The following is a 21,140-nucleotide window of genomic DNA, read 5'->3' as shown; positions in this document are numbered from 1 at the left end:
AATTCTTGCATTTTTTCTGATTTGAGGCTAAGATAAAAGAAAAGCGCGGGCTATTTATGGGGAGGGACGGTTTATGACAGACACGGAAAAGTTTCAGCGGATGATCGACGAAAGCAGCCGCATTGTTTTTTTCGGCGGCGCGGGTGTTTCCACGGAAAGCGGTATTCCCGATTTTCGAAGTGTGGACGGATTATACAATCAGCACTATTCGTATCCGCCCGAAGTCATGCTGAGCCACAGTTTTTACCGGTCCCACACAAAGGAGTTTTTTGAGTTCTACCGGAATAAAATGCTTTATCTGGTAGCGGAGCCAAATCCGGCGCACAAAAAGCTGGCGCAGTTGGAACAGGCGGGGCGGCTTTCCGCCGTGGTAACGCAGAACATCGACGGACTGCACCAAAAAGCCGGGAGTAAAACGGTTTATGAGCTTCACGGTTCCGTTCACCGCAATTACTGTCAGCGGTGCCACAAACAATACGATGCGGAATTTATCCGGCAAAGCACGGGGATTCCCATCTGCGAATGCGGAGGCGTTATCAAGCCCGATGTTGTTCTGTATGAGGAAGGGCTGAACCAGGACACGATTTACGGCGCGGTAAAAGCCATTCAAAACGCGGATATGCTGATCATCGGCGGAACGTCGCTCTCGGTCTACCCTGCCGCAGGACTGATCGACTACTACAGCGGCAATCGTCTGGTGCTGATTAACAAAACGACCACCCCGATGGATGCGAAAGCCGACCTCACTCTGAAAGGCAGCATTGGGGAGGTTCTGGAAAAAATTCGGATTCCTGAAAATGAATGCTCACCCCTGCCCCCCATCCTGCACACATAAAAGTGCACCGCCGATGGCTTCGGGACAAAATAAAAACGCAGCTGTTGATTCAAAATCAGCAGCTGCGTTTTATTCTTATTCAACCTGAAAACTTTTACAAATTCTCCACAAACTGAATTTTCAAGCCGTCCGGGTCAAGGACAAAGAAAAATCTGGTATGAGGATTCGGCTGAAACGGTCCGCTTTGAATCTTGATTCCTTTGCTTTTCACAAAATTCATCATTTCATCAACGGACGGAACCGTAAACCCCAGAGAAATATCCGCTCCCATGTTGATTTCGCGATTCTCCCGGTTGCAGATCAATTCGACCTTTGTTTCTCCCTCTCCCAAAAAGGCAAGCTCGGTATCCGGCCCGGCCTCGAACCTCCTGTTTTCCCGAAGTCCGACAATCTCCCGATAAAATTTCAAAGATTCCTCTAAATCCTTTACATGCAGTGAAGTCCAGCAAAAAGCCATTCCTGTTTCCTCCTGATTCTGTAAGTTTCGTGGGGATGCGCGCAAAATTTTCTGAAATTAGGATACCATAAAAAGAAAGGAATCAATCCATTTAAAATATTTCATATAAGGAAATGGGAATGTCATCTTTTTCAACTTATCACCGATTAACGGAAGTATATCAAAAAGCGACGGAGCTGCCGTTTGACCGGACTTCAAAAATCGTTCTGATCAGCGACTGCCATCGCGGCGACGGAAGCTGGGTTGACGACTTCAGCCACAACCAGAGCCTTTACTACTGCGCGATCAAATATTATTACCGGAACGGTTTTACCTATATTGATCTTGGGGACAGCGACGAATTGTGGAAAAACCGTCATTTTTCCGGCATCTGTACGATCTACGCGGATATTTTTGAACTGCTGCATCAGTTCTACTCCGAAAACCGGTACTACATGATTTACGGAAACCACGATATTGTGAAAAGGTATCCTGCCTTTCGCAAAAACAATCTGGACCGATACTACAACACGAACACGGACACCTTTGAAGGCCTTTTTGAAAATGCTGAAATTCACGAGGGCCTGATTTTAAAGGACATCGACAACCAGGTAAAGCTGTTTCTGGTCCACGGTCATCAGGGCGACATCGTCAGCGACATCTTTTGGCGAGTCGGGAGATTTCTTTCCCGATATGTTTGGAGACGTCTCGAATTCTTCGGTTTAAAGGACCCAACCAGCGCCGCGAAAAATTATGACAAGAAAAAGAAAGTGGAGAGGAAGATCATCGACTGGGCCGCCGACCGTCATCAGATTGTAATTGCGGGCCACACCCACAGGCCGACCTGCCCGGATGAGGACGAGGTTCCCTACTTCAACACGGGCAGCTGTATCCATCCGGACTGCATTACCTGCATCGAAATCGTTCACTCTGAAATTTCACTGATGAAATGGGGGCTGAAAACCAAGGACGACGGGTCCGTGTTTGTCGACCGGGAATTGATCGCCGCGCCGAGAAAAATCCGGAATCAATGAGCTTCTCCGTTGACCGGAATCGGGGAAGACCAGGCTTTTCTGCCCTGTGAATCGATCAGGATGACGCGCACGTATTTGTCGGTGGGTTTCATCCGGTAGGCCGCGCCGGTTACGCCCCCGGTAAAGACCCTGTCCTGACACCATACGGTATTGCTGTTAAAGATGATTGTATCCACACGGGAGGATTCGACGCTCACCGTGTCGCCGCTGAATCTTAAGGAATGAAACTCCGGGCCCTGGCTAGCATAGAAGTTTCCGTTTCTGATGGAGCTTTTTATGGAATCCGGCGTGAGCTCCCGCGCGTTCACCATAATGTAGGAACGGGTTTCCTCGCCCTGATAAAAATGGCTGTCGTCCGCGGCCATGCAGGGAAAGAACTTCCCCATGGAAGCCCAGATGTCGATATAAACGCCGGAGTCCGCGCGTTCGCCGTTCCATGGCAGGCCGGAGACGGAATTGTAGATTTCCACTCCGCCAAGACCGGTCAGGCCAAGGCAGTCCGCGGGATTGGTAACCGACCACGCGGGGTGCGCAAGAATCGCGATTCCGTTCGCCGCATTGATCGCATCAATGATTTTCTGCGGCGGAAGCGACCGTTCCAAAGAAACTTTAGAGTCCATTCCCACTCCGACAATATGAAACACCGGCGTTGTTACCATATCTCCCGTATCCCATTCGCACCCGTTTAAAAGCAGAAAGCGTTTCGTCGTTTCACATTCGTTTTGAATCCAGTGATCCGTCAGGGCGGCAAAATCATACCCGGCCTTTTGATAGCGTTTCACGGCCTGCTCCGGAGAAAGGTGCCCGTCGGAACGAAGCGTATGCATATGTAAATTTCCTTTGTACCAGTTGCCGTCCGTACAAAATGCTTCTTTCATTGCTCATCCTCCTAAATACAATCGCCGTATTTACCGTTTCCACCAGTAAGTATCACCCTGCTTAATCAGTTTGAATCCACAGCGGGTCAGGACTTTTTGGGACGGAAGGTTGCCGATTTCCGTCTCAGCCGTTACATGCTTTACCGCTTCCTGTTTGAAAGCCCATTCGCACATCGCCTGAACCGCTTCCGTCATATAGCCGTGGTGTTCGTATTTGTTTCCCAACCCGTACCCGATTTCCACTTCCCCATTTTGATCGGGGGGCGCTTTAAAATCGGCGGAACCTACCACAACGCGGTCTTCCCTGCGGACAAGAAGCCAAAAGCTGTGATAGGGATAATTCGGTTCGTCTTGTTCGGTAATCGGCAGCTGCCCTTTCACAATCTCATAAAGATGATCCTTCAGCGGTTCAGCATCATAAACACAGCCAAGTTCTTTTTCCAGCGCGGATAAATCCTCCAGCCAAAGCCTTAACCGGCGCGCCGATAAAGGAATTAAAATCAATCTTTCCGTTTCCACCGCCACGAGAAGCGCCTCCTTTTTCCCTGATATTTCTCCGTCATTATAGCACACAGGAAACAAAATAGATAGCCCCGGCCGCCGCGTGGAACTGGCCGTTCCGCGATGTGTTCCATATGAATCCATTCAAGGTCCTTGAGGTTGTCCTTCCGGCCAAACGCACGGTATCTTCCGGCCCCGATTCGACCGAAAAATACCGTGCGTCCGCAGAAGGCGCCGTGACCGGCGCCTTTTGCCTTTCGGCGGCTTTCTTGGAGGAAAACCCGTCTTCTGACTGCGGTGGTTTTCCCGTCCGAAACAAGCAATCAGGATGTCGAGTGGATAATCGACATCCTTTTGCCATTCAGGTACCGCGTGATTTACTTTCCGGAAAATGTCCGGCTTCACCGTCTCAAATTTTAAGCAATTTTCACGATGCAGTGCCGGACCGCATCCTCTCCGGGCATTTTTGTGTAGATTCCGGTCTCCTGCCCGGAGATTCCAATGGCTGTAATTTTAAAGTAATAATCCCTGCCGTTCTGTTTCACCATCTGCGTCTGAAATACCGAGCCGTTGCCTACCGAAAACTGCGGATTGGGGGCGCCCGCCGTCAGCACGGTGATCCGGAAGGTGTAGCCTGCGCCCTGCTTCAGTGAAAACGGCATTGTGGTATCCGCCCGGACCGAAGGTCCCGCCTTTGCGAGGAAGGCAAGGCTTTCAAAGTAGTCGACCGTCGTGGTAATCGCGGCGGTTCCCTGTGCCAGACGGTTGATACGGAAAATATATCCCCCGGACACCTTCTTTTCCAATTTCACGGATACGACGTCCGGGTCGCTGGAGCGCACCAGCGGCTCGTTGGGGGAGGCGGTCCGCACCATGTAGCAGTAGGTGCTTCGGTCACCGAAATTATAAGTCCCGGTGGTATCCAGTGTGAAATGTTTTAGGGGATGACCGACAACGCCGAGGGTGACGAACGGGAGTCCGTTGTTGTTGGCATAATATTGGGCCGCGGTGCCCTCGTATCCCTGAATGAAAAGGCCGCGGCCGAACTCACCCGGATTCGGGACAAAGGAAGCCAGGAACGCGGTGTCGGCGATCGAGGCAACGGTTTTTGGAATGGTGATGGTTCCCAAAGAATAGCACTCGCTGAACGCCATTTCACCGATGCTGGTCACGGTGTCCGGAATCGTTACGGAGGAAAGAGAATGGCAGCCGGCAAAGGTGGAATCCTCAATCCATGGCAGTCGGTTCGGGACATGAACGCTTTTCAGGCTCTCGCAGCCGAAGAAGGCAGAACCGCCGATTTTCATAATGCTGTCCGGAAGATTGATTTCGTCCAGTTTATGACACACACCGAACGCGCTATCGCCGATGCTTCTGATCCCGTCTGCAAGCGAAACCGCAGTTAAATTCTTGCAGTTTTCAAACGCCCCGTTCCCGAACTGCTCAAGGCTGGAGGGAATCGAGACCGTTTTGAGCGAATCGCAGAACGTAAACGCACCGTTCCCCAGGTCTGTGAAACCTTCGGGAAGCTGGACAATCGAAAGAGCGGTTCTCTCAAAGGCATTGTCTCCGATCTTTTTCAGGCTGGAGGGAAAATTGATGTTTGAGAGGTTTTCGCAGGAGCTGAAGGCCTCCCTCCCGATTTCCGTCAGCCCGTTCGGCAGAGTGACCCGCGAAAGTGACCGGTTGCAGTTGAAGGCCTGCGAGGCGATTTGCGTGACTCCGGTGGGAACGGTTACGGAAGAAGCGTTTCCGCGGTAAACCAGAAGAATATCGTTTACAATGACCATATCTCCGGAAAGATTCTGGTACCACGGGGTAAGATCAAAGAGGAATCTGCCCAGCCCCGAAACCCCGGGCTCGAAGGTGACGGAATTCAGCCCCCTGCAGGCGTAGAACGCGTAATCGCCGATTTCGCGCAGACTGCCCGGCAGGGTTACCGAACTCAGACCGGAACCAAAAAATGCGTTGTCCCCAATTTTTTTCAGATTCTTCGGAAGATGAATCTCCGTCAGAGGATCATCTAAAAACGCATAATCACCAATCTCTTCCAGACTGTCCGGCAGAGATATTTCCTTTAACGAATTGCAAGAAAAGGCGTAGGCCCCGATTCGCACAACGCCATCCGGAACCGTGCAGCCGGCAATCTTGGTGCCGTTGAAAGTGAAATCCGGAATTTCCGTCAGATGCTTAGGAAGCACCGCGGAGGTCAGGCTGGCGCAGCCTCGGAAAACCTGCGTGCCAAGGCTGGTGACGCCGTCCGGCAGAACAATTTCAGGCAGGGAGGTGCAGCCCTGGAAGGCCCCGTTCCCGATATCGGTCAGTCCGCTGCCGAGCGTTACGGAGGTCAGCTTGGAGCAGCCGCTGAAAGCCCGTTCGCCGATCTTGGTCACACAGTCGGGCACCGTGAGACTGGTCAGCGGGGTGCCGCTGAACGCATTGAAACCAATTTCCGTAACGTCGTCGGGGATGGTTACTGCGGCAAGCTTCGTGTTTTGAAACAGCCCGTTTCCAATCCGGGTGAGGTGTTTGGGCAGAACCGCCTCGGTCAGGTTCGAACAGGAATCGAACGCGCTGTCGCCCAGCTCCGTCACGCTGTCCGGTATAGAGACCGTCTGAAGCATATTTCCCTTCCATGCTTCGACGCCGATTTTCTCCACGCCGTCCGGAATCGAGATCTGAGTCAGGGCCGCGCCGAAAAAGGCATTGTCCGGGATTTCCCGGAGCTGCTTTGACAGAACCGCTTTGAAAAGGGATTTACAATCGGAAAACACTCCCTCGCCAAGGTCGGTTACACTATCTGGAAGATCGACGCTTTTTATTTGGGTGGAGTGGAACGCTTCGTCGCCGATTTTCCGCACTCCGTCCGGAATGACGATTTCCGTAATCGGGTCGCCGAAGAACATCTTGCTGCCGATTTCTTTGAGCTGATTCGGAAGAACGGCCTGCGAGAGTTTAGAGCAGCCGCTGAACGTGCCGTTCCCCAGGGAAGTTACAGTGCCCGGCAGAGAAACCGCGGTCAGCCCGGAGCCCGCGAAGGCATTGTCCCCAACAGACGTCAGGTGGCTTGGCAGCGTGACGGCGGTCAACGCGGTGCAGCCGTCGAACGCGTGTGCGCCGATTTTCGTGACGGATTCCGGAATGACAAGGTTTTTGACCCCGGAGTGGTAAAACACGTAATCCGAAATCTCGGTCATATTTTTGGGCAGCGTCACCTGGGTCAGGCTCTCGCTGCAAAGGGAGAATGGGCCGATGCTGGTTACGCTGTCCGGGATCGTGATGCTCTGGAGTTTGGTGTCAGCGAAAGCATGATCTTCAATCCGGGTGACTGTGGAAGGGATCACCACGCTGGTGACCGCCGTGCTTTCAAACGCTTCGCTGCCGATGGCTGTAACGCCCTTCGGTACAACAACGGCGTTGCTGAGACCTTTGTACTTTTTTAGGACCCCGTTGCCGTCAATGACAAATTCGTTTGTAGGGGCGACCGTGACGATGCAGGAAACGTTTTCTTCCCCGGGAAGGGATGCGTAAATCCGCGAGGAATCGCCGGTTCCGCCAATTGCCGTAATTTTGTAAAAGTAGTCACGGCCGCTTTTTCCGACGTACTGAGCTTTGAGAACGCTGCCGTTTTCCACCGAAAACCGCGGCGCGGCGGCGCTGGCGCCGAGCACGGTAAGCTTGAAAGTATAGGAAGCGCCTTCTTTCAGCGCAAATGGAATCGTCGTGTCTAAACGAACCGACGGACCGGCCACCGCCGTAAAGGAAGCCCCTTCGCTGCCGATTCGCGTTGTGATGACGGCGGTTCCCTGCTTTAGCCGCGTGATGCGGAACAGATAGCCGCCGGCGGTTTTCTGCGCATTGCTGACGGAAACTGCCGACGGATCGCTGGAATACGCGGTCGGCACCGTCGCGGAGGTTGTTCGTACCAGGTAGCAGTAGGTGCTTCCGCTGCCGAAATGATAGGTTCCGGTGGTGTCAAGGCTGAAGCTTGCCGCCGGGTTCAGCACCGGACCGAGAGAAATGAAGCGGAGATTACGCGCGGCGGAAAAGGACTGTGCCGCAGTGTTGTCATAGCCGGAAACAGTAAGCGCCAATCCGCTGTCAAACGCGTCGGCGTCAATGTAGGTAACGCTTGCCGGAATTGTGATGCTCTCCAGTCCGCTGTTCTGAAAAGCGCAGGATTCCAGCCGCTTCACACCGTTCGGGATCACAATCGTATGCAGGGCGATACAGTTTAAAAAGGTCCAGGTATTGATGGAAGTCAACCCGGAAGAAAGTGTCACGCTGTTCAGTTGGGAGCATTTGAGAAAAGCGTTTTGCCCCAGAGTGGTCACCGAATTCGGGAGGGTAATCTCCGTCAGGCTGCCGCAGGTGGAAAACGCATTTTCGCCCACGGTTTGCAGGCTGTCCGGCAGTGTTACCGTTTTTAGGGCGGCACAGGCTCCGAACGCGTAATTTCCTAGCCTTTCCACCCCTTTGGGAACCGTCACGGTTTGCAGGGCGGAGCAGCCGTTGAAAGCATTTTCTGGAATTTGCTTCAGACTTGCGGGAATGGATAAGGTTTCGACGGCGTCACAGTACTCAAAAGCATGGCTCCCAAGACTTGTGAGGCGATTCGGCAGCGTAACGGCGGTCAGGCCGCAGTCTGAAAAGGCGCTGCTATCGATTTTGGTCAGGCTTTCCGGGAAAGTAACCCCGGTGAGGTTGGGGTTGCGCTCAAATGCGTTGTTCCCGATTTCCGTTACCCCTTCGGAGAGAGTGACGTGCGTCAGACTGAGGTTGCTGGAAAACGTGTAAGCGCCGATCGTATGTATTTCGCCCGGGATGGTAACGTCTCCTCCGGTCCCCTTGTAAGCGACTAAAACTCCGTTTATGGCAACGAGCTCAGAGGGGTAATCCTGAAGCCATTTGGTACGGTCGAATACCTCCCGCCCAAAGTCCGTGAGCGTCGGGGGAAAAGTGAGGTCCGAAAGGGAGGCACAGTCGGTAAAGGCGTTGTCACCGATGCTCTTCAGCCCACTGCCGAGCGCGGCGCGGGTCAGATTGTTGCATTGCCGGAATGCGCCGGCCGCTATGGTGGTAACGCTGTCCGGCAGTGTTACGGAAGTCAAAGTGCGATTGTAAGCAAATGCGTTGGCCGCTATGGAGGTAACGCCGTCCGGAATGACGACGTCGAAGTCTGTTCCGGTGTATTTTACAAGTACGCCGCTGCCGTCAATGGTAAAATCTCCGGATGCAGCGAAAACCGGCATGCCGTTAAAGAGGTTCACAAGAATCAGAAGCGCCATCAGCAGAGAACCCAATTTTTTAATTCTTTTCATAATTCCGTCCTTCTATGTCTATTCGTTATTGCGCGTGGTGCGGCATTACCCCTGAGCGAATGCGGCAAGCAGTTCGATCTGCTCCTCGGAAATTCCGAATCCGGACAGCACCGCGGCAAGTTCCGGGTCCTTTTTCAGTGTTTGAGCCAGAAATTTAATTCCGTTTATGGGAAGCTCGTTCATTGCCTCACCGGATTCATCCTTGGCGGGGTCAATTACCTGATTCGGTTCCGGCCGGGTCTGTACGGATGCGCCGCCGGAAACTCCGCTCGTTTTTCCGGTCAGAGAGAACGACAGAAGGCCGGGCATGGAAAGCTGAACCGTACTGTTGAGTTTATCTCCATCCGGGACGCTTTCCAACGTCAGAGTTGACTGATCCAGTTGATTGAAGGCTTCCGGCAGACCCGCCTGCTGTATGTACTTCCCTATTTCGTGATCCGGGTCGTAAAGCGAAACGACTAATTTTCCGGCCATCGTATCGGAGCCCAGGAACGATACCGTTTTACAGCCGGAATAATTCACGGTAACACCGATGTTTTTCGGTTCCTGCTCGTTTTTGATCTTCAGTTGCATTTTCCCGGCCCCGTCGCCTGTTTGTGTATTTGTAAAAGCAAAGCCTTCTTTCTGATTCACAAGAAACTCAATTGCATATTTTTTGTCGCTAATCAGATAATTCAGCTGCGCTTTGTCTGTTGTCGTCTGGAATTCATAGGAATGGGCCAGGAGATCCCCGTTCTGGGAAAGATAGGCAACCGCCGAAAAAGCTGAGCCGTCCTTTTCCAGATCCAATTTTGACAAAAGCTCGTCAATCAGCTTGCCGTAACCATCTTTGGTTAGCTTTTGCGAAGGCTCCGGATTTCCGGCAACCGCCGAAAACAGGCTGTAATTATCGGATACAAAAGCATAAAGGTCACCGTCGTTTTTGGCCGCCTGAGCGATTGCCTTTGCCATCTTCGCTGTCTGTTCCGCCGTCAGGGAAGCCGTCAGCTTCTGTCCCTGAACCGTTACGCCGTCAACGGTGACGCTCTGATTGTTTTCCGCCTTCATTTTCGCCGCGGAAAGGGAATCCACATAGACGGCGGCAAGCTTTTCCAGACTAGCGCGCAGCTTTGCCGGGTCGTATTTTATCGTGGAGAAACTGTACGGACTGATGCCGGAGCCCTGCTGATTCCCGACCTGTATGTATTTTCCCAGAAGTTCCGGCATATGGAGATACATTTTCCCATCACTGTACGTCAGAGAATCCACGGTCAGTTTCAGCGCGGAGGGGTCGGTCACGGTGAAGCTGGTTTGCGTGCCCTTTTCATCGACAATGGTTCTCACGTTCACTTTTAGGCTGTTGAGATAGCTCAGTGCCTGTTGAACCGGTGCAAAATTTTTCTCCGGCAGATTCATACCTTTCAAAAGCTGATCTTCAGCTTTCATCTTAAGCTGTAAATCGGAATCCATTGTTTTTGGCTTGCTGTAGCTCTTAAACAGACCGACGCCTTTGTCCAGGCCGGAAACGATTTGCCCGACGCTTGACTTTGCCGTTGCCAGTTCAATGTTTTGGGCATATCTGGTCTTGCCTTGAATCAGTTCCATAACGTCGCGGGCAAAAAAGAATCTGCCGACCGCGGCAGCACCGATCAGAACAACAAAAACCGATGCGAGGGCAATGATCGCTGGCCTCCATTTAGGGCTTTTCCGATTTCTATTTTCCTTTTCCGCAGAACACTTTTCACATAGCGTCCTGTTGTTTTCCGTGGGGCCGCCGCATTTTATGCAAGCCATGGTAACGCTCCTTCAATAATTAGGCAGAATACCCATTTATTATAGTTGACCGGCTTGCATGAAAACAACCGGTAGATGTTGGCATTGCAGGATGACACAATGGAAGGAGCAGGATCTATCGCAAATTATTACCGGTGCTTATCTCCCCTGTTTTGTACTATGGAAAGCGGCTCCGGGGCTCGCCGGGCAGTGAAAAAGCAAAATCGAGTTTACAGAAAAATGGAAAAGGATTATAATAGCAATCGAAATAAAAAGGATGTTTGCGTGAATTTTGTTGGGAGATGATGGTGTGGGAATTCTGAACTTTATAAAGAGCCAGTTCATCGAGGTGATCGAGTGGGTCGACGACTCGGAAGACACAATGGTGTATCGGTTCCCAGTCCAAGGCAAAGAGATCAAGATGGGTGCGAAGCTGACAGTACGGGAATCTCAGACAGCCGTGTTCATCAACGAGGGAAAAGCCGCCGACGTGTTCGGCCCTGGTCTTTACACTCTTTCCACGGAAAATCTGCCGGTTCTTACGAAGCTGAGGTCTTGGCCTTACGGCTGCAATTCCCCGTTCAAAGCTGAGGTCTACTTTTTTAACGCAAAGCAGTTTACCGACCAGAAGTGGGGAACCGAAAACCCGATTATGCTTCGGGACGCGGAATTTGGGATGCTGCGCCTGCGGGCTTACGGGATCTATTCGTTTAAGGTAAGTGATCCGCTGAACTATATGAAGCAGGTGTCCGGCACCTCCGGGCTGGCAGAGACGCAGGGTATCACCGGACAGTTGAAGCGCCTGATCGTCTCGGGCCTAACGGATCTTCTGGGCGAGCTGAGGATCCCGGCGCTGGATCTCGCAGCGAACTACGACGAGATCAGCGAAAAAGCGCAGCAGAAGCTGGCCGACAAATTCAGTGAGTTTGGACTGACACTCGTCTCCTTCTACGTTGAAAACATCTCACTTCCACAGGAAGTGGAGGCTATGCTGGACAAGAGGACGGCGGTGAACATGTTCGGGAACGTACAGCAGTATGCCCAGTTTCAGGCTGCGGATTCCATCAAAGACGCCGCGAAAAATCCGGGTGGGCTCGCCGGCGCGGGAGTCGGCCTTGGCGCCGGCGCAGCGATGGGCTCCGTCTTCACGCAGGCCTTCGCCCAGCCGCAGCAGCAGGGCTCGGTGTGTCCTCACTGCGGCGCGCAGACTCCCGCAGGGTCTAAATTTTGCCCCGTGTGCGGAAAGCAGGCCCAGCCGACCGGGGGAAAATGCGTAAAATGCGGGGCGGCGATCGCCGCAAAGGCGAAGTTCTGCCCTGAGTGCGGTGCGCCCCAGGCGGCGGAGATATTTTGCAAGAACTGCGGCGCAAAGTTGGAAAGCGGAGCGAAATTCTGCCCGGCATGCGGGAATAAGGTGGAGTGATATCATATATGGACATAACGAACAACGGGGCTGATGTGAGCGGAGAGCACATCAAATGTCCCTCCTGCGGAGGAGAGATGGTCTTCAGCCCGGAGGATAATATGCTGGTGTGCCCCTACTGTGGCGCGCATCAGGAAATCGTGAGGAAAGCCGGCGCAACCGTTGAGGAGCGCATCTTTCTGGCTTCCCACAGCAGCGGAAAGGACTGGGGAGTCGCGACCAAGGTCATTCACTGCGGCAACTGCGGTTCCAGTATGGTCGCGGAGGCGAATGCCACTTCACAGGTCTGCGCTTACTGCGGCTCCCCGTTGGTGACGGAGAGCGAAAATCCCGACGAGGTGGCACCAGAAGCCGTGCTTCCGTTCAAAATCTCCTCGGATACCGCGAAGCAATATTTCAAAGATTGGGTGAAAAGCCGGTTCTACGCTCCTAAGGCACTGCGAGTTCAGAACCGCCTTCAGCGAATCTACGGCGTCTACGTCCCGCATTTTACATACGACTGTACGACAGGCTCAAACTACACCGCTGAGGCCGGGAAACATTATTTCGTGACGGAGATGGTTTCGGTCAACCGCGACGGGAAACAGGTGATGGAGGAGCGCCAGGTAATGAAGACGCGCTGGATCCCCGTCAGCGGGCATTATGACGACAGCTTCGATGACGTCCTGATTCCCGCCTCCAAAAACATCGACGATAAGCTGATCAAACTGAAGTACAATCTGACGGAGCTTGTCCCTTATCAAAAGGAATACCTCTACTCCTTTCTGGCGGAGAACAACAGCATCAGTAAGGAAGATTGCTGGAAAACCGCTCAGGGCGAGATCGACCGAGAACTGAGGACGAGGATTACGCGGTCGCTCCATGCGGACGAGGTGAGGAACCTCAGCTATCAGACGGCTTTCAGCAACGTGACATTTAAGAGCGTCTTGCTTCCGCCTGGGTCTCTTCCTATCAATTCAAAAACAAAACGTATAAGTTCATGATCAACGGCCAGTCGGGAGAGGTCAAGGGCCAGTCGCCGGTCAGTGCGCTCCGTGTGCTGAGCAGTATCTTAGTGGCGCTCCTCGTCACTTTCATCTGTTTCGCGCTGAATCCCATCTTCGGAGGCATCGTGATGGTCGCTTCCGGGATTCTTCTAATCCATCTGGCGGTCAGGAAGCCGAAGACGGATTCAAAGTTCAAAAATAAAACGGAGCGGAAGCAGAGCTCCGAAACCTAGATTGGAAAGAAAAACATACGAAAAACACGGCGGAAGGGAAGCTTCCGTTGAACGCACTTTTGGAACAGAGGGCCCCCTGGTATACTCTTCCATACTAGCTACGGGATGTCTAGAGACCGCTACAGTGACTATGCAACGCATAGCGGTATTGCATAGAAATAGCACAGATTCCAAACAAAGGAATCTGTGCTATTTATTTCTATGGTGGAGATGACGAGAGTCGAACTCGTGTCCGAGAATTGCTTGCCAGGGCCTTCTACGAGTGTAGCCGGTGATTTAACATTCCCTCAGCGCGGCGCCCAACGGCAGGCTTCGCGCTTTGGTAGCCTTTGAGCCGTGACCGGGGTAAAGGCGTTCCCCGGTTCACGTTCACCGCTAATCGACGCTCTTATCCGGGCCGCGGTGCTCCCGGTAAGAACGGCAGTCTAATTAGGCTGCGTACGCCATCCCATAATTGTAGTTATAGTTAGCGTTTTCAGTTTTGTCATTTATTATTGCTTTGCGAAAATAAAGCATTCCGCGTCGCTACTCGCTTACCCTGGTTGACAATCCCCGTCGAAGCCTTTACATCCCCATGTTATGAAGATTAACGGTTACGGTCCTTGATGGCGCGCTCCATATCGCGTTTGGCCGCTCTTGCCGCCATATCGGCACGTTTATCATACAGCTTTTTGCCCTTGCAAAGGCCAACCTGTACCTTGACCATCGAGCCCTTCAGATAGACGGACAAAGGAATCAGCGCGTATCCGTCCTGCTTGACCAGTCCGAACAGTCTCAGGATTTCCTTTTTATGCATCAGCAGACGGCGAACCCGCATCGGATCCTGGTTGAAGATATTTCCGTGTTCATACGGGCTGATATGCATTCCCCTGAGCTGCAGTTCCCCGTTGTCGACCGCGCACCAGGCATCCTTCAGATTCACCTGACCATTGCGCATGGATTTCACCTCTGTCCCGCAAAGCTCGATGCCGGCCTCCATGCTCTCCTCTACAAAGTAGTCATGATAGGCTTTTTTATTTTTCGCAATCGTTTTGAAAGAATCCTTCTGCATAAAAAGCCCCTTTTCCCCGGGAATTAGAGAATATCATATTTCCCGCCGGTTGTCAAGAGTTATGTAAACCGGCGGGATTCAGATTTCGCTTCGGCCCTCCAGCGCGCGGGTCAGCGTAAATTCGTCCGCGTATTCCAGGTCTCCCCCGACGGGAATTCCGTAGGCAAGGCGCGTAACCTTCACGCCGAGCGGCTTTAAAAGCCGTGAAATGTACATGGCGGTTGCCTCGCCTTCAACGGTCGGATTGGTCGCCATGATAACCTCTGTGACTTTCGGGTCTGTCTTCCCGATTCTGGCCAGCAGTTCTTTCACACACAACTGATCGGGTCCGATTCCGTTCAGCGGGGAGATGACGCCGTGAAGGACATGGTAGACCGCGTTAAACTCGTGGGTGCGCTCCAGAGCGATCACGTCGCGGGGATCCTCCACAACACAGATCACGGAATGATCGCGCGCGGGATTGCGGCAAATCGGGCAAAGCTCCTCATCCGTCAGATTGCAGCATACTTTACAGTAATGGATTTTTTTGTGCGCTTCCAGAATCGCGTCCGACAATTCCTTGACGCCGTCGTCGGAAAGGCCGAGCACATAGTAGGCAAGCCGCTGCGCGCTTTTGCCGCCGATGCCCGGCAGCCGCTCAAACTGGTCGATCAGACGTGACAGGGGCGGAATATGATAGGCCGGCATCGCTTAAAAGAACCCCGGAACATTCAGCCCGCCCGAGATTTTTTCCATTTGTTCCGTTTTGTCGTTCGCAGCGGAACGCAGCGCTTCGTTCACCGCGGCAAGAATCAGGTCGGAAAGCATTTCAACATCTTCCGGGTCCACAACCTCCGGTTTGATCTCAACCGATTTCACTTCCATCTTCCCCGTCACGGTCGCGCGCACCGCATCCCCGCCGGAAGAGGCCGTGTATTCCTTTTCTTCTAGTTCCTGGGTCGTCTGTGCCATTTGCTCCTGCAGCTTTTGCGCCTGACGCGCAATCTGCTGCAGATTGGACGCGCCGCCTCCGCCGTATCCCTGTGGCAATCTTGCTTTCATTGTGATCTCCTCCTGTTATTTCGTTTCAACCGGAATCCCCTGATTCTCCGCTTTCTGCGCCAGTTGTGCGAGCGGGTCGTCCTCCGGGCTGTCCTTCTTCGGCTTCCGGTATGGACCGAGATTGTAAGTCCGGCCTGTCACCTGCTGAATCGCCTTACGCATATTTTCGCGCTGTTCGGGTTTCCGAAGTAATTTAAATGCAATTTCATTCGGGGCGTCGATCAGAACGTACTCCCCGCTGAGATAAGCGGTGGAACCGGTGAACGCCGCCGCGACCGTGTGAGAATAGCTTTTCAGGGCCTGTACGATTTCCGGCCATTCGGCCAGCTGTTCCGCGCCCGCTTTCAGTTCACCGATAACCTGCTCCGGCTCCGCCGAAGAGACAGGCCGTTTTTGGGGCGTTTCCATGTCCCCCGGCACCGGTGCTTCAGGGCATCCGCTCGCGTCGGGCGGTTCCGGCTCTTCTCTTTGAGCTGCCGGTGCCGGTGCCGCCGCGCGCCGGGACGGCATCGCCGCTGTCCGCTGCGTGGGCACTCCATGCTCCAGCGCCTCAATCCGCCGCAGCAGCGCCTGCGCAGAAGTATCCAGCTGCGGCGAACAAAGACGCATCATCGCAAGCTCGAACTCAACCCGCCGGTCTCCGCCGTGAAACATTTTTTCAAGTGTCGCCTGCAGCGCGTCAATCGCGTGCAATGTCGTTTCAATCGAAATTGCCCTGGACTGCTCCGTCAGCTCACCGTATTCGGAATCAGTCACCGCGAGAAGCGACCGGGGCTCTCTCATCGTTTTAATCAGCATCAGGCTGCGAAAATGGGAGGACAGTTCCTCACACAATCTCGCCATATCCTTAGAAGAAGCGTGCAGGCGGTCGATCATCTCAAGCGCGGCGGCGGAATCCTGACGGCGCACCGCGTCGGCCAGCTCAAACAGATGATTCCGGCCGACGAGTCCGGCCGTTTCCACCACAACGTCCTCTGTCACCGTTTTGGCGCGGCCGAAGCACTGATCCAAAATTGAAAGCGCATCGCGAAGCGCGCCGTCGGCCAGACGGGCAATCAGAAGCGCCGCCTGCGGTTCAATGGAAGCTTCCTCGTGCTCCGCGACATAGGTAAGCCGTTCGGCAATCTCCTGCGGCGGTATTCTGTGAAAATCAAACCGCTGACACCTTGACAGAATCGTCGCCGGCAGCTTGTGAACCTCGGTGGTGGCGAGGATAAAAATCACATGTGCCGGCGGTTCCTCCAGCGTTTTGAGCAACGCGTTAAACGCGCCGACGGAGAGCATGTGCACCTCGTCAATAATATAAACCCGGTATTTCGCCGCGGCAGGCGTAAAATTTGCTTCTTCGCGCAGGGTGCGGATGCTGTCGACTCCGTTATTGGAAGCCGCGTCGATTTCGACGATATCCATGACCGACCCGTCGTCGATCCCGCGGCAGATTTCACATTCCCCGCAGGGATCCCCGTCCTTCGGGTCCAGGCAGTTGACTGCCTTTGCCAGAATTTTCGCGCAGGTGGTTTTACCGGTTCCGCGGGAACCGGTAAAAAGATACGCGTGAGCGACACGGCCGGACGTCAGTTCGTTTTTCAGCGTCTCAGTGACCTGCGGCTGGCCGACTACGTCGGAAAAGGACTTCGGCCTCCATTTTCTGTAAAGCACCTGATACATGCCAAATCACCGCCCTCCAAAACGGAAAGCAAGACAGGCCGCGATGCCGCGGCGCTCATGCGATTGGATATGCGGACGAACAGACTTAACTGCGTCGCACGGAGCAACTCCGCTTAATGCTGCTCGGTTCCCCGTCTGACATGGTTCACGGCGCCCCGCCGCACAGAGCCCGCCCGGCCGCATATCCCATCGCACGCATTTCTGCCTTGCTTTCTCCTGCGTGTGTTAAAGATCACGTTGCTATTATACCCTATCCTTCCTGAAAAGACAACCCGTATTTTATGTTTTCAAGTCTGTCGAAGCTCCGGCCACAATCCGCTTCAAGGAGCTTTTCCTAGGTTCCCGCAGTGATTCGTACTGCTTTCCGCTGTCATACCACATTGAAATCCAACCGGCAAGTCCGCGCGGAAGGTCGTGAAATCATGGCAGTATATGAACCTTGACAAGCTGATAAGTACATGGTATTGTTTCATTTAGATGAGCATCTAAACGAGAGGAAGTGACCGCTTGGCTCTTGCAAACACCTTCAAAGCACTTTCAGATCCAACGCGGCGCGAAATTCTGAATCTTTTGCGGGCGCGGCCGCTGTCCGCCGGGGAAATCGGCGCTCATTTCTCCATGACGGGGGCAACGGTTTCCCATCACCTGGCAATTTTGAAAGACGCGGGACTTGTTTTCGACCGGCACGAGGGAAAGTATATTTTTTATGAGCTGAACCTCTCCGTCTTTGAAGAAGTCTTGAACTGGTTTCAAACATTTTTGGATCAAAAAGGAGATTCCCATGAAGAAGCTGAAAAAAAGTGATTTGTTTTACTGGTTTTTCGCCGTTCTGCCATTTTTGATTTCAGCTGCGTTTTACTCCCGTGTTCCGGATCAAATCGCGGTCCACTGGAACAGCGCCGGCGCTGCGGACGGCTATGCCTCCAAAGCATTCGGGCTGTTCGCCCTTCCGGCGATCATTCTCGCGGCTGCCGTGCTTGTCAAAATCATGCTGAAGATTGACCCGCGAAGCCAAAATATTGATCGCTCTCCGCAAATGAGAGGCATCTCCCTGTGGTTCGTCGTCATCCTCGCAAACGCAATGGATATTTTTGTTATCCTAAGTGCTCTGGACGTTCGCTTTAACATGAACATGATCGTCACTGCCCTGGTTGGAATCGGCATCGCCGTCATCGGAAATTACCTTCCGAAATGCAAGTTCAATTATACGATGGGGATCCGGGTCCCGTGGACGCTTGCCAGCGAAAGCAACTGGGAAAAAACGCACCGCATGGCGGGGCCCATCTGGGTGGCGGGCGGTGTACTGATTGCGCTTTCCGGTATTTTCAGTCGGATGTGGCTGTCTTATCTCTCACTCATTATCATGGTTGTTGTGCCGATGATTTATTCCTACGCGATTTTCAGGCGCGGAAACTGAGAGGATTGAAAATTTTAAAGAACCAGAGATGATATTCATGATTTCTTTGTCCGTTTTATTGGCGTTTGCCTTTGCGGCGGTCTGCACGCTGATTGTTCCCGCAATCCTGCTTTTCGTGCTCTGCCTGAAGCGCAAAATCAGCCAAAAGCCCATGTGGATCGGCGCTGCGGCGTTTTTTGTCTCTCAAATCTGCCTGCGCCTGCCGATTCTGTCCGCACTGGGCAAACAGGGGTGGTTTCAAGCCTTTGCGAAAAACAATTTTATCCCCTATGTGATTGCGCTCGCATTCACCGCCGGGCTGTTTGAAGAGGGCGCGCGTTATCTCGGCGCTCGTTATCTTTTGAAAAAGCAGCGGGCCTTCCGGGACGCGGTCGCGTTCGGGTTGGGCCATGGTCTGTGCGAAACCGTGCTGCTGGTCGGTCTGACGGAAGTTTCCAACCTGATTTTCTGTCTGATGCTGAACAACGGCACTCTTCCCGCATCCGCCCCGGCTCTAAAGCCGGCTGCCGACGCGCTTTTGGCCGTTGCGCCGTACACCGCTTACATGGCTGTCTGGGAACGTATCTTTACCGTCCTGTTTCATGTTTTCGCATCCGTCCTGGTGTTTCTCGGCGTCAGAGAAGGAAAATTCCGCTTCTGGCTGTATGCGCTCGCCGCTCATACCCTGACGGATTCGGTCATCCCGCTTCTCATGAAATACGGAACTGCATGGGCCGGCGAATTTGCCGTCGGCATTGTCGGCGCGGCCGGCCTGTGGCTTGTATTTCAAATGCGTCCGGCGTTTCAGAAGAAAGAATTGACAGACGAAAGCGCATGATCTGCCCTTTTCCAAGGCCTTTTCGTATGTTATAATAGAGACAGGAAACGACAAAAAGGGCGGCGATTACAGTTGTATCAAACATGGGAAGAACTGGAGCACGCGTGTCTGAACTGCACCAAATGCGGGCTGTGCGAAGGGCGTACCAACGTCGTATTCGGAATGGGAAACCGGGAAGCGAAAGTCCTGTTTGTCGGCGAGGGACCGGGCGAGCAGGAGGACCTGCAGGGCAGGCCGTTCGTCGGGCGCAGCGGACAGCTTCTTGACAAAATGCTGGACGCGGTGGACCTCAGCCGTGACAAAAACATTTATATCGGCAACATCGTCAAATGCAGGCCGCCGAAAAACCGCGACCCGCTGCCGGAGGAGCAGGAGCAGTGCATCGGCTGGCTCCGGAACCAGGTTGCGCTGATGAGGCCGAAAATCATCGTCTGTCTGGGGCGTATCGCCGCGATGAAGCTGATTCGTCCGGATTTTAAAATCACGAAGGAGCACGGACTGTTCACCGAAAAAAACGGAGTCTTGATGACCGCGACGCTCCACCCCGCGGCGCTTTTGCGTAACCCTAACAACAAGCCGGGCACCTTCGAGGATTTTCTAAAGCTGCGGGATAAAATGAACGAGCTTGGAATTGAGTAATGTTTTCGTGAACCCGACAACAGAAAAGGGACAGGCATTTAGCCCGTCCCTTTTCTGTTCAGCTTTCCGTAATCACGCCGCCGTTCACGTGAATGACCTGACCGGTTACGCAGGCTGAGTCTTCGCAGGCCAGATAGACGTAAGCCGGCGCAAGCTCAAACGGCTGCGCCGCCCGACCGAGCGGCACATCCTTGCCAAAGGCTGAAACCCTCTGCTCATCGAAGCTGGATGGAATCAGCGGAGTCCATACCGGCCCCGGCGCCACGGCATTGACGCGGATGCCTTTGGACGCAATTGACTGGGACAGCGACCTTGTAAATGAAACGATCGCGCCTTTGGTCGCGGAGTAGTCAATCAGAGACGGGCTTCCCTGATACGCGGTGACGGAAGCGGTGCTGATGATGGAACCGCCCTGGTTCATATGAGGCAAGGCGGCCTTCGTCATATAAAAGCAGCTGAACACATTTGTTTCAAAGGTGTTGTAGAGCTGTTCGCAGGGAATCTGCTCTATGCCGTTCTGCGGAAACTGCACCGCAATGTTATTGACAAGAACATCTATTTTTCCAAAAACAGCCATGGCTTTTTCAATGACCTGATTCGCGCCGGATTCCTTGCGAAGATCGCATTTCACCGCGGTGCATTGTCTTCCCGCCGCCTTTACCATTTGGAAAGTCTTGTCCGCGTCCTCCTGCTCGTCCAGAAAGGCGAATACAATGTCCGCGCCCTCCTTTGCAAAGGCGACCGCCACCGCCTGCCCGATTCCGCTGTCTCCGCCCGTAATGACGGCGACGCGGTTCTGCAGCTTCTGGCAGCCCCGGTAGGCGGGGTTATCGGTGACCGGCTGCGGATTCATCTGCTGCTGGCAGCCCGGCTGTTTGCCCTGATGCTGGGCCGGAAAATCCGTCGGCGTCGCCGCCGGGGCATTCTGATAGGTGCTTTTGATCTCTGCCAAAATCATCAATCCTTTCACTTGTTTTTCCGGACAGATTCTGCCGGCTTAACCTCTCATAGTTTAGCCTTTTTGGCAAGCCCTATCCCCAAAAATAATACCGCCCCTTTCGGGGCGGCAAATGGAGAGGAAGTATTATGAAAAAAATTGGTTCATCCC

At 53.4% G+C, this 21,140-nt stretch carries 19 protein-coding genes and 2 other RNA genes; 9 read left to right on the top strand and 12 right to left on the bottom strand.

The genetic code is table 11. The features are described from left to right. Positions 1–73: 73 nt before the first annotated feature. Complete coding sequence (locus ACLQ3M_RS01575) at positions 74–835, top strand: NAD-dependent protein deacylase (protein WP_411675949.1); 762 nt, start codon at positions 74–76, stop codon at positions 833–835. A 94-nt stretch (positions 836–929) separates the two neighbouring features. Here the strand turns inward: ACLQ3M_RS01575 and ACLQ3M_RS01570 are convergent, their stop codons facing one another. After that, complete coding sequence (locus ACLQ3M_RS01570) at positions 930–1,292, bottom strand: VOC family protein (protein ID WP_411675948.1); 363 nt, start codon at positions 1,290–1,292, stop codon at positions 930–932. A 119-nt stretch (positions 1,293–1,411) separates the two neighbouring features. On the opposite strand from ACLQ3M_RS01570, the gene ACLQ3M_RS01565 reads away from it, so the two are divergent. Continuing rightward, positions 1,412–2,305 carry a metallophosphoesterase gene (locus ACLQ3M_RS01565; RefSeq protein ID WP_411675947.1) on the top strand — a complete coding sequence of 298 codons (894 nt, stop codon included), beginning with the start codon at positions 1,412–1,414 and terminating at the stop codon, positions 2,303–2,305. Here ACLQ3M_RS01565 and ACLQ3M_RS01560 read toward each other — a convergent pair. The 4 genes from ACLQ3M_RS01560 to ACLQ3M_RS01545 all read right to left on the bottom strand — a co-directional run bounded on the left by ACLQ3M_RS01560 (position 2,299) and on the right by ACLQ3M_RS01545 (position 10,778). Beyond that, positions 2,299–3,183, bottom strand: coding sequence for a PHP domain-containing protein (locus ACLQ3M_RS01560; RefSeq protein ID WP_411675946.1), 885 nt, complete (start codon positions 3,181–3,183; stop codon positions 2,299–2,301). The two genes, ACLQ3M_RS01565 and ACLQ3M_RS01560, sit on opposite strands and share 7 nt — an antisense overlap. A 30-nt stretch (positions 3,184–3,213) precedes the next feature. Then, positions 3,214–3,708 (bottom strand): GNAT family N-acetyltransferase, encoded by a 495-nt coding sequence (locus ACLQ3M_RS01555; RefSeq protein ID WP_411675945.1) that lies wholly within the window; start codon positions 3,706–3,708, stop codon positions 3,214–3,216. Positions 3,709–4,100: 392 nt separating this feature from the next. Further along, the gene (locus tag ACLQ3M_RS01550; RefSeq protein ID WP_411675944.1) at positions 4,101–9,005 is read right to left on the bottom strand and encodes a leucine-rich repeat domain-containing protein; all 4,905 of its coding nucleotides are present in this window, start codon (positions 9,003–9,005) and stop codon (positions 4,101–4,103) included. Between the two features lie 45 nt (positions 9,006–9,050). Further along, on the bottom strand, positions 9,051–10,778 hold the full coding sequence (locus ACLQ3M_RS01545) for a hypothetical protein (RefSeq protein ID WP_411675943.1): 1,728 nt from the start codon (positions 10,776–10,778) through the stop codon (positions 9,051–9,053). A 289-nt stretch (positions 10,779–11,067) separates the two neighbouring features. On the opposite strand from ACLQ3M_RS01545, the gene ACLQ3M_RS01540 reads away from it, so the two are divergent. The 3 genes from ACLQ3M_RS01540 to ACLQ3M_RS01530 are packed head-to-tail and all read left to right on the top strand — an operon-like array spanning position 11,068 to position 13,399. Continuing rightward, entirely contained in the window at positions 11,068–12,180 is a 1,113-nt protein-coding gene (locus ACLQ3M_RS01540; RefSeq protein ID WP_411675942.1) for an SPFH domain-containing protein, read from the top strand. 8 nt (positions 12,181–12,188) lie between these two features. Beyond that, positions 12,189–13,163 carry a hypothetical protein gene (locus tag ACLQ3M_RS01535; RefSeq protein WP_411675941.1) on the top strand — a complete coding sequence of 325 codons (975 nt, stop codon included), beginning with the start codon at positions 12,189–12,191 and terminating at the stop codon, positions 13,161–13,163. Further along, positions 13,160–13,399 (top strand): hypothetical protein, encoded by a 240-nt coding sequence (locus ACLQ3M_RS01530; protein WP_411675940.1) that lies wholly within the window; start codon positions 13,160–13,162, stop codon positions 13,397–13,399. Before ACLQ3M_RS01535 ends, ACLQ3M_RS01530 begins: the two co-directional genes overlap by 4 nt. A gap of 202 nt (positions 13,400–13,601) precedes the next feature. Here the strand turns inward: ACLQ3M_RS01530 and ssrA are convergent. From ssrA to ffs, 6 genes are all read right to left on the bottom strand, one after another. Beyond that, positions 13,602–13,973: a transfer-messenger RNA gene (gene ssrA / locus ACLQ3M_RS01525) on the bottom strand. Between the two features lie 12 nt (positions 13,974–13,985). After that, positions 13,986–14,450 (bottom strand): SsrA-binding protein SmpB, encoded by a 465-nt coding sequence (smpB, locus tag ACLQ3M_RS01520; RefSeq protein ID WP_411675939.1) that lies wholly within the window; start codon positions 14,448–14,450, stop codon positions 13,986–13,988. Between the two features lie 78 nt (positions 14,451–14,528). Continuing rightward, a complete protein-coding gene (gene recR, locus ACLQ3M_RS01515) occupies positions 14,529–15,137 on the bottom strand; it encodes a recombination mediator RecR (RefSeq protein WP_411675938.1) in 609 nt (202 codons plus the stop codon). Between the two features lie 3 nt (positions 15,138–15,140). Next, positions 15,141–15,491: a YbaB/EbfC family nucleoid-associated protein gene (locus ACLQ3M_RS01510; RefSeq protein WP_066650029.1), complete on the bottom strand. Its 351-nt coding sequence runs from the start codon at positions 15,489–15,491 to the stop codon at positions 15,141–15,143. A gap of 15 nt (positions 15,492–15,506) precedes the next feature. After that, complete coding sequence (gene dnaX, locus ACLQ3M_RS01505; protein WP_411675937.1) at positions 15,507–17,159, bottom strand: DNA polymerase III subunit gamma/tau; 1,653 nt, start codon at positions 17,157–17,159, stop codon at positions 15,507–15,509. A gap of 74 nt (positions 17,160–17,233) precedes the next feature. Further along, an RNA gene (ffs, locus tag ACLQ3M_RS01500) (signal recognition particle sRNA small type) lies at positions 17,234–17,334 on the bottom strand. Positions 17,335–17,666: 332 nt separating this feature from the next. Here ffs and ACLQ3M_RS01495 point away from each other — a divergent pair. The 4 genes from ACLQ3M_RS01495 (at position 17,667) to ACLQ3M_RS01480 (ending at position 20,032) form a co-directional block, all read left to right on the top strand. Then, positions 17,667–17,963 (top strand): autorepressor SdpR family transcription factor, encoded by a 297-nt coding sequence (locus ACLQ3M_RS01495; RefSeq protein ID WP_411675936.1) that lies wholly within the window; start codon positions 17,667–17,669, stop codon positions 17,961–17,963. Further along, positions 17,941–18,576 (top strand): SdpI family protein, encoded by a 636-nt coding sequence (locus ACLQ3M_RS01490; protein WP_411675935.1) that lies wholly within the window; start codon positions 17,941–17,943, stop codon positions 18,574–18,576. Before ACLQ3M_RS01495 ends, ACLQ3M_RS01490 begins: the two co-directional genes overlap by 23 nt. 37 nt (positions 18,577–18,613) lie before the next feature. Further along, positions 18,614–19,393, top strand: a complete 780-nt coding sequence (locus ACLQ3M_RS01485) for a YhfC family intramembrane metalloprotease (RefSeq protein WP_411675934.1) — start codon at positions 18,614–18,616, stop codon at positions 19,391–19,393. A 72-nt stretch (positions 19,394–19,465) separates the two neighbouring features. Further along, positions 19,466–20,032: a uracil-DNA glycosylase gene (locus ACLQ3M_RS01480; protein WP_411675933.1), complete on the top strand. Its 567-nt coding sequence runs from the start codon at positions 19,466–19,468 to the stop codon at positions 20,030–20,032. Between the two features lie 58 nt (positions 20,033–20,090). Here ACLQ3M_RS01480 and ACLQ3M_RS01475 read toward each other — a convergent pair whose 3' ends face one another. Next, entirely contained in the window at positions 20,091–20,984 is an 894-nt protein-coding gene (locus ACLQ3M_RS01475; RefSeq protein ID WP_411675932.1) for an SDR family oxidoreductase, read from the bottom strand. Positions 20,985–21,140: the final 156 nt, after the last annotated feature.

The sequence above is a fragment of the Caproicibacter sp. genome (assembly GCF_046707225.1).
Taxonomy (GTDB): domain Bacteria; phylum Bacillota; class Clostridia; order Oscillospirales; family Acutalibacteraceae; genus Caproicibacter.
Note: the sequence above shows the minus strand (reverse complement) of the source record. Positions and strands in the feature narration are given on the sequence as shown.

What these genes read in the sequence shown, in the direction of transcription:
- ACLQ3M_RS01575 (WP_411675949.1), top strand. Translation starts at nt 74, where the DNA reads ATGACAGACACGGAAAAGTTTCAGCGGATGATCGACGAAAGCAGCCGC.
- ACLQ3M_RS01570 (WP_411675948.1), bottom strand. Translation starts at nt 1,292, where the DNA reads ATGGCTTTTTGCTGGACTTCACTGCATGTAAAGGATTTAGAGGAATCT.
- ACLQ3M_RS01565 (WP_411675947.1), top strand. Translation starts at nt 1,412, where the DNA reads ATGTCATCTTTTTCAACTTATCACCGATTAACGGAAGTATATCAAAAA.
- ACLQ3M_RS01560 (WP_411675946.1), bottom strand. Translation starts at nt 3,183, where the DNA reads ATGAAAGAAGCATTTTGTACGGACGGCAACTGGTACAAAGGAAATTTA.
- ACLQ3M_RS01550 (WP_411675944.1), bottom strand. Translation starts at nt 9,005, where the DNA reads ATGAAAAGAATTAAAAAATTGGGTTCTCTGCTGATGGCGCTTCTGATT.
- ACLQ3M_RS01545 (WP_411675943.1), bottom strand. Translation starts at nt 10,778, where the DNA reads ATGGCTTGCATAAAATGCGGCGGCCCCACGGAAAACAACAGGACGCTA.
- ACLQ3M_RS01535 (WP_411675941.1), top strand. Translation starts at nt 12,189, where the DNA reads ATGGACATAACGAACAACGGGGCTGATGTGAGCGGAGAGCACATCAAA.
- ACLQ3M_RS01530 (WP_411675940.1), top strand. Translation starts at nt 13,160, where the DNA reads ATGATCAACGGCCAGTCGGGAGAGGTCAAGGGCCAGTCGCCGGTCAGT.
- smpB (WP_411675939.1), bottom strand. Translation starts at nt 14,450, where the DNA reads ATGCAGAAGGATTCTTTCAAAACGATTGCGAAAAATAAAAAAGCCTAT.
- recR (WP_411675938.1), bottom strand. Translation starts at nt 15,137, where the DNA reads ATGCCGGCCTATCATATTCCGCCCCTGTCACGTCTGATCGACCAGTTT.
- ACLQ3M_RS01510 (WP_066650029.1), bottom strand. Translation starts at nt 15,491, where the DNA reads ATGAAAGCAAGATTGCCACAGGGATACGGCGGAGGCGGCGCGTCCAAT.
- dnaX (WP_411675937.1), bottom strand. Translation starts at nt 17,159, where the DNA reads ATGTATCAGGTGCTTTACAGAAAATGGAGGCCGAAGTCCTTTTCCGAC.
- ACLQ3M_RS01490 (WP_411675935.1), top strand. Translation starts at nt 17,941, where the DNA reads ATGAAGAAGCTGAAAAAAAGTGATTTGTTTTACTGGTTTTTCGCCGTT.
- ACLQ3M_RS01485 (WP_411675934.1), top strand. Translation starts at nt 18,614, where the DNA reads ATGATTTCTTTGTCCGTTTTATTGGCGTTTGCCTTTGCGGCGGTCTGC.